This is a genomic window from Actinomycetospora sp. (genome assembly GCF_055612215.1).
Window position 1 is genome coordinate 1 of sequence record NZ_JBVPVA010000204.1, and the last position, 5613, is coordinate 5613.

3 protein-coding genes, 2 tRNA genes, 1 rRNA gene and 1 pseudogene are annotated in these 5613 nt (G+C 73.8%); 4 read left to right on the plus strand and 3 right to left on the minus strand.

Going from position 1 to position 5613, the window contains the following annotated elements:
* Nucleotides 1–72, minus strand: a 16S ribosomal RNA gene (locus tag AC0CYZ_RS05555); the annotation flags it as partial.
* A gap of 517 nt (nucleotides 73–589) precedes the next feature.
* On the opposite strand from AC0CYZ_RS05555, the gene AC0CYZ_RS05560 reads away from it, so the two are divergent.
* A tRNA-Arg gene (locus tag AC0CYZ_RS05560) sits at nucleotides 590–663 on the plus strand.
* A gap of 33 nt (nucleotides 664–696) precedes the next feature.
* Here AC0CYZ_RS05560 and AC0CYZ_RS05565 read toward each other — a convergent pair.
* The gene (locus tag AC0CYZ_RS05565) at nucleotides 697–1341 is read right to left on the minus strand and encodes a TetR/AcrR family transcriptional regulator (RefSeq protein ID WP_472213140.1); all 645 of its coding nucleotides are present in this window, start codon (nucleotides 1339–1341) and stop codon (nucleotides 697–699) included.
* 301 nt (nucleotides 1342–1642) lie between these two features.
* On the opposite strand from AC0CYZ_RS05565, the gene AC0CYZ_RS05570 reads away from it, so the two are divergent.
* Nucleotides 1643–3115 (plus strand): WS/DGAT/MGAT family O-acyltransferase, encoded by a 1473-nt coding sequence (locus tag AC0CYZ_RS05570; RefSeq protein ID WP_472213142.1) that lies wholly within the window; start codon nucleotides 1643–1645, stop codon nucleotides 3113–3115.
* 15 nt (nucleotides 3116–3130) lie between these two features.
* On the opposite strand, the gene AC0CYZ_RS05575 is transcribed toward AC0CYZ_RS05570, so the two are convergent.
* Nucleotides 3131–4627 (minus strand): gluconokinase, encoded by a 1497-nt coding sequence (locus AC0CYZ_RS05575; RefSeq protein ID WP_472213144.1) that lies wholly within the window; start codon nucleotides 4625–4627, stop codon nucleotides 3131–3133.
* A gap of 146 nt (nucleotides 4628–4773) precedes the next feature.
* Between AC0CYZ_RS05575 and AC0CYZ_RS05580 the strand changes: the two genes are divergently transcribed.
* Together AC0CYZ_RS05580 and AC0CYZ_RS05585 are read left to right on the plus strand one after the other, a co-directional pair.
* Nucleotides 4774–4869, plus strand: a tRNA-Sec gene (locus AC0CYZ_RS05580).
* Nucleotides 4870–4900: 31 nt separating this feature from the next.
* Nucleotides 4901–5613 (plus strand): annotated as a pseudogene (locus AC0CYZ_RS05585) (formate dehydrogenase); the annotation flags it as partial.

Sequence of the window (5613 nt, forward strand, 5' to 3'; positions counted from 1 at the left end):
TTACCGCTCGACTTGCATGTGTTAAGCACGCCGCCAGCGTTCGTCCTGAGCCAGGATCAAACTCTCCAACAAAAACCGTTAGAAGAGAAAAACCAACTCTCCTGACAAAAACTAGCTACTCAAAGAAACCCCCAACCAAAAGGTCAGAGGCCAAAGCACACAAAACGTCAGCACACTGTTGAGTTCTCAAAGGACGACCACACGCGCTTCGCTCAGCCGTTTCCGGCGGAGTTCCTCGCGGTGATTCCCACTGTACCCGCTCGGTTCGGAGAGCTTGTCCGGGGGGTCCCGGTCCGGCTCGCCCGATCGGGCTGCGAGGAGGGTCCTCGGACTCGCGCCCGGTCCCGCTGCATCGCGTCTTCGACTGTACCCGACGTCCCGATGGACTCGGTCGGCCCCGGCCGTCCGCACTCGGTGCGTCCGTTCCCCGCGGGCGACGTCAACTATACCCACGCCCGGGATCGGCCCGACGCCGGCCCCCGCACGGGTCGAGGTGACGGAGCGCGCCGCGCGGGGTCCGACGGGAGCGACGCGGCGGTCCGGAGCGCCCCGGCGAGCCCCGGTGGCGCCGGTTACGCTCCGCTCGCGAGCCCCCGTAGCTCAGCTGGACAGAGCATGGGCCTTCTAATCCCGTGGTCGCAGGTTCGAGTCCTGCCGGGGGCACCCACCGCGGTGCTTCCGTCGTGACCGGGCTCCTCACCTCGTGCCCGGGACCCGGACCGGCGGCGACCGCAAGGCGTCGACGGCCGGGAGCAGGCACGCGAGCAGGTCCTCCCGGCTCGCGGCCTCGACGGCGGGCGAGCGCAGCACGTAACGCGCGATGGCCGTCCCCAGCGTGACGGCGACGACCAGCTCCCGTCGCAGGTCGGTGAGCGGGTCGGCGTCCGGTCCGCCCCCGGCGTCGTCGTCGAGGCCGGGAGGGTGGAACAGCCGGAGGGCCTCGCCCGCGACCTCGTCGTGGGTCAGCATCGTCCGCAGGGTGGATGCCACGCGCGCCGCTTGGGCGTCGAGGCCCTCGAAGGTGCGCCACAGGATCCGCTCGGTCCGCGTCTCCGCCGGCCCGTCAAGAGCCGAGGCCACGTCGAGGTCGATCGCCGTCGCTTCCCGGAACAGCTCGGTCTTGCTGCCGAAGTGCTGCATCACCAGGGCCGGGTCGTAACCGGCCCGGCGCGCGACCGCGCGGATCGTCGACTTCTCGAAGCCGTTCGCCGCGAACGTCTCGCGGGCCGCCTCCAGGATGGCGGCCCGGGTGCGGGCGCGCCGTTCCGCCCGGGTCGCCGGAACCGTCACGTCCCGGCCGGGGGCTCCGGTGCACGAGGTGACGCGGTCCCGGTCGGTCACGACGGCGTCTCCCCTCGCGAACGGCTGCCGAGCCTCGAGCAACGGGGCTCCTCCTACGGCCGTCGGTGCAGGTGGGAGCCCTTCGGAGACCGCTCGTCGCGGTCCGTGCCGACGACCGGGTCCGGCCATCGTCCGCCGTCCTGGACGCGCTCGCCCACCGCCGTTCGAGCGGACCGCCCACACCAGCTCCCGCCGCCCGAGGTGCGCCCGCGACAGCGCTTGTCCGGTCAGTCACACTGACGGGCGCCATCGGCGGGGCGTGCATCGTCCGATCGGCCCAGTCATCGAGGCGGAGGTCAGCATGGCGACGATGTCGTTCCGGGACTCGATGTTCCTGCTGGCGGAGTCGCGGGAACGGCCCACCCATGTCGGGTCACTGATGCTGTTCGACCGGCCCGAGGGCGCCGGCGAGGACTACCTCGGCGACCTGCACCGCAGCCTCGTCTCCGGCGACGTCGGGGTGGCCCGGGACTTCCGGCGCCGGGCGGTGCGGTCGGTGACCACCCTCGGGCAGTGGGCCTGGGCCGAGGAGGACGACCTCGACATCGAGTACCACGTCCGGCTCTCCGCGCTGCCGCGTCCCGGGCGCATCCGCGAGCTGCTCGAGCTGGTCTCCCGCCTGCACGGCAGCCTGCTCGACCGGCACCGGCCGCTGTGGGAGTTCCACCTCATCGAGGGCGTGGAGGGCGACCGCTTCGCCGTCTACTCCAAGATCCACCACGCGATGATGGACGGCGTCACCGCGATGCGGCACCTGCAGAAGGCGCTGTCGACCGACCCGGACGCCCGGGACATGGCGCCGTTCTGGGCCGTGGAGCGCCGCACGCGCCGCCAGGCCGGGTCGGAGCAGGAGCAGGGCGCCTCGGGTCCGCTCGCCGCCCTCGGCGGCGCCGTCCAGGGCGGCTGGCACGCCGTGGAGTCGGTGGCGAGCACGACGGCGAGCGCGCTGGCCGTCGGTCCGGCGCTCGCCTCGACCACCCTCAAGGGCATCACCGGCCACGACCTGGTGCTGCCGTTCGAGGCCCCGCCGACCATGTTCAACGTCCCGATCACGGGCGCGCGCCGCTTCGCCGCCGAATCGTGGTCGCTGAAGCGGATCCAGCGGGTCCGCGAGCGCACCGGCTCGACGATCAACGACGTCGTGCTGGCGATGTGCGCCGGCGCGCTGCGCTCCTACCTGCTCGACAACGACGGCCTGCCCGACTCGCAGCTCGTCGCCGCGCTCCCGGTCGCGCTCGGGAAGGGCGACCAGGGCGGCGGGAACCAGCTCGGCGCGATCCTCGTCGGGCTCGCCACCGAGGAGCCCGACCCCGCCGAGCGGCTGCGGCGCATCCAGGCCTCCGGGCGCGCCGCGAAGGACAACCTCGTCGACCGCGACCCGATGGTCACCGCGGCGCTGTCGATGGCCGTGGCGGCGCCGATCGGGCTGGGGAGCCTGCCCGGTTCCTCCGCGCTGCACCAGGGCTTCAACCTGATCATCTCGAACGTCCCCGGCCCGAAGGACCCGCTGTACTGGGAGGGCGCCCGCCTGGGCGGCATCTACCCGCTCTCGGTGCCGCTGGACGGGCAGGCCCTCAACATCACGGCGATGTCCTACGCCGACCACCTCGAGTTCGGCCTCACCGGCTGCCGGCGCAGCGTCCCGCGCCTGCAGCGGTTGCTGACCTTCCTCGAGGAGGCGCTGGTGGAGCTCGAGGAGGTCGCCGACGCGGCCGTCGAGGGGGAAGCCGAGGCCGGTGCCGTCCCCGCCGGGGAGCCCACGCCCGCGACCTGACGGCCGACCCCTCCGTCAGGGACGGAGTTCGTCGGCCACGTCGGCGAGGGCGTCGTGGACGCGGTCCAGCAGCGGGAGCCGGGCGGTGTAGACGTCCGCCGCGTCGGTCGGGGTGAGCACCTCGTCGAGGGCGACGTCGGCCGCGGCGTCGGCGAGGGCGTCGGGACCGGGAGGCAGGAGCCCGACGCCCTGCTGGCCCAGCAGGGCGGCCCCGTACGCCGAGCCCTGGTCGACCGCGGGGAAGCCGACCGGCATGCCCAGGGCATCGGTGAGCAGCTGCCGCCAGAAGGCGCTGCGCGCGAAGCCGCCGGTGGCGCGGACCTCGTCGACGGCGAGGCCCGCCTCCCGCATCGAGTCGAGGACCAGCCGCAGCTGCAGGCACACCCCCTCGAGCAGCGCCCGCACCACGTGCCCGGCGCCGTGTGCGCGGTGCAGGCCGACGAGGGCCCCGGCTCCGCGCGCGTCCCAGTGCGGCGCGCGTTCGGGCAGCAGGTGGGGCAGCGCCAGGAGGCCCTCCGCCCCCGCCGGCACCGCGGCGGCCGCGGCGAGCAGGTCCCCGACGTCGCCGCCGAGCGTCTCGCGGGCCCAGTCCAGCACCACGCCGCCGTTGGTGATCGCGCCCCCGACCACCCAGCGGTCCTCGGTGAGGCCGTAGCAGAACAGCCGGCCGCGGGGGTCGACCTCGGGCCGGTCGACCGTGACGCGCAGGGCGCCGCTCGTCCCGATCGAGCACGCCGCGACCCCGGGGCGCACGGCGCCGATCCCGAGGTTCGCCAACGGCCCGTCGGCGCCGCCGGCGACGACCGGGGTGCCGGCCGGGACGCCCCAGTCGTCGGTGCGCAGCCGGCCCACGACGTCGGTGGGCGCCACCAGCGTGCCGAGGTGTGCGGCGTCGACCCCGGCCAGGGACAGCGCCTCGTCGTCCCAGGTCCCGGAGGCGAGGTCGTAGAGCCCCGTGCCTGAAGCGCAGGACGTGTCGGTGACGCGGGCCCCCGTCGCGCGGGCCAGCACGAACTCCTTGCTGCCGCCCCAGGTGGCCGCGGCCGCGTGCAGGCTCGGGCGCTCACGCGCCAGCCAGGCCAGCTCGACCAGCGGGCTCATCGGGTGCAGCGGGGTCCCGGTGCGCCGGTGCAGCGCGAGGCCACCGGGAGCCCGGCGCAGCTCGGCCGCGACCGCGCTCGCGCGGGTGTCGGCCCAGGTGATCAGCGGGCCGAGCGGGTCGCCGCGGTCGTCGAGGGCCAACAGGCCGTGCATCGCCCCGCTGAAGGCCAGCGCCGCCACCTCGGTCCCGGCCGGCAGTGCGGCGACCGCCTCGCGGACCGCGTCGCCGACGGCGTCCCACACGGCCTCGGGGTCCTGCACCGCGGCGCCGGGCTCCGGCTCGGACAGGGCGTAACCGGCCTCCCCCGCGCCGAACGCCGTCGTCGACCCCACGGCGAACGCGACGGCCTTGGTCGCCGTGGTGCCGACGTCGACGCCGATCACGACCGGGCCGGACGGCGCCTCAGGCACCGGGACCGTCCGGGGATGACGGCCGGGTGACTGCGGGACCGGTCCACATCGTCGTCATGGTGGCCTCGTGACGATCGTGTGGCGACCCGGGCGCGGCCGATCGTCCACGCTGCAGGCTGTCGGAGGAGTGACCTACTCTCCGACGCGGAGGCGTCAGGGTTCCTGGTGGGCCCCGCGGTCTTCAACACCGACGTGGCCGGGTATCTCGGCCAGGCGGGTTCGATTCCCGTCCGCCTCCGCCACATCCGTCCGACCTCCGGGGGACAGAACTCGATGGGTGCCCGCACCTGGCTCGGTGAGTGGCCGCTGTTCCGGCAGGCGACGGGCTCCGACCCGCTGGGCCGCGGGCACGCCGTCGAGAGTCCACGCACGAAGGCCCTCGGCCCGCGGACCGACACCGCCGACGAGGTGGTGAAGTCCGTGTGCCCCTACTGCGCAGTGGGCTGTGGGCAGAACATCTACGTGCGCGACGGGCGGGTCACCCAGATCGAGGGCGACCCCGACTCGCCGGTCTCCCGCGGCCGGCTCTGCCCGAAGGGCTCCGCGTCCACCTCGCTGGTCACCTCCCCGAGCCGCGTGACGACGGTGCGCTACCGCCGCCCGTACGGCACCGAGTGGGAGGACCTCGACCTCGACACGGCCGTCGACATGATCGCCGACCGCGTGATCGACGCCCGTCGCCGGGGCTGGCAGGACACCGACTCCGAGGGCCGCGTCCTGCGGCGCACGCTGGGCTTCTCGAGCCTGGGCGGCGCGACGCTGGACAACGAGGAGAACTACCTCATCAAGAAGCTGTTCATGGCGCTCGGCGCGATCCAGGTGGAGAACCAGGCGCGCATTTGACACAGCGCCACCGTCCCCGGTCTGGGGACCAGCTTCGGCCGCGGAGGGGCCTCGAACTTCCAGCAGGACCTGATCCACTCGGACTGCATCGTCATCGAGGGATCGAACATGGCGGAGGCCCACCCGGTGGGCTTCCAGTGGGT

Excerpts from the sequence above, each read along its gene's own strand:
- AC0CYZ_RS05570 (WP_472213142.1), top strand. The coding sequence starts at position 1,643 with ATGGCGACGATGTCGTTCCGGGACTCGATGTTCCTGCTGGCGGAGTCG.